We start from the raw sequence: 1,276 nt of genomic DNA, 5'->3' as shown, positions 1-1,276 counted from the left end.
ATTCCACTCAGCTGCAAATAGTTCTGATTTTAATGTGCCTTTGTGAGCATTTACTTCATCATAAATTTCAGCATACTCTGGCTTTGTTAGTTTGCCATTACTATCTACTCTTCCTATGGCATCTTCTGGTATATCTATCATGGTGCATTTTAGGTTACTTCTTTTTACTAGATAGATATATCTATCTCTCTTATCTTTTAAGCTTTCATAGTAAGCTTTTTCTGATTTAGTCCAAGGTGATAGTTTATTTGAGCTTGGTTTATAGCTAATGTCTAGCCATGGTTTAAATGCTAAATAGTCTGTTTGGCCTAGAGAATTTGGTTTAGAGTTATAGTATAAGGGTTTATAGTTTTTATATGGAGATGAGTCTAGGATTGCACGGGCTTGAATAACTAACTCGGAGGCTTCTTTATTTGCAATCCTGTTTTTAGCATCTATTTTACTATCTGGCTTTGCTACTATTAAATTTGTATTTTTATCAAGCCAAACTTCTTTTCCGTTCGGAGCTATAACCGTATATGTGTTATCCATTAAATTTTCTTTACTCATTAAATTTCCTTTGTTTATTATTAATAGTGATCCTGCTACTAAAAGAGCTATGATGATAAATATAATCTTCTTCATATCTTATCCTATATAAAGACCATCTTCCATAACTATGGTAGTAGCTAGACGACCTACTAGGCGAGGTGGTATTGTACGATCACTATCGGTGTTTGCCTTTTTACACCCCACATATATACCCTTTATGTTATTGTTACCAATAGTATCAAGTGCTTCTACTAGATCTCTTGAAAGGTTACGATGAGAGTTATCGCTATCTTCTGTGTTAAATATGCCTCTTTTAAGTTTGTTTATTATCTCTACTGCTTTTTGATATGAGTTTATCGGATATTTTGGTTTGCCTGATGCTACGTTTGCTAATGAGCTTCGCTTATAAATTTCATACACCTCTTTCTCCTCTTTAACATCCAAATTTAGCTCCCTTATCTCTACATCAGATTCAGTGTATCTACTTCTAGCATAGTTAAAATACCTTGCATCTATCTCATTACCAGATCCTCTTAGCTCATCTAAGCATAGATAGGTACTAAGGTTATTTAGTGCTAGCTTAGAGGCTAGGTTAAAAGATAGTTTATTTTTCTTATGGTCTATGTCATAGTATATAAATGAGTTATAGTCTAGTCCTCCACTACTTATATTAGCTCCTAGAAATAGCCTATTTAAATTTAGGCTTATATAGTTTTGATAGATCATTACTGGATAGTAGCAATAT

Annotated in this window: 2 pseudogenes; both read right to left on the bottom strand. The window is 33.0% G+C overall.

The annotated features are described in order from the left end of the window. Positions 1-549 (bottom strand): annotated as a pseudogene (locus F3G76_RS10010) (thioredoxin reductase); the annotation flags it as partial. Between the two features lie 78 nt (positions 550-627). Then, positions 628-1,276: pseudogene (locus F3G76_RS10005) on the bottom strand (hypothetical protein); the annotation flags it as partial.

This window comes from Campylobacter concisus, from assembly GCF_902460575.1.
Classification (GTDB): domain Bacteria; phylum Campylobacterota; class Campylobacteria; order Campylobacterales; family Campylobacteraceae; genus Campylobacter_A; species Campylobacter_A concisus_AW.
Note: the sequence above shows the minus strand (reverse complement) of the source record. Positions and strands in the feature narration are given on the sequence as shown.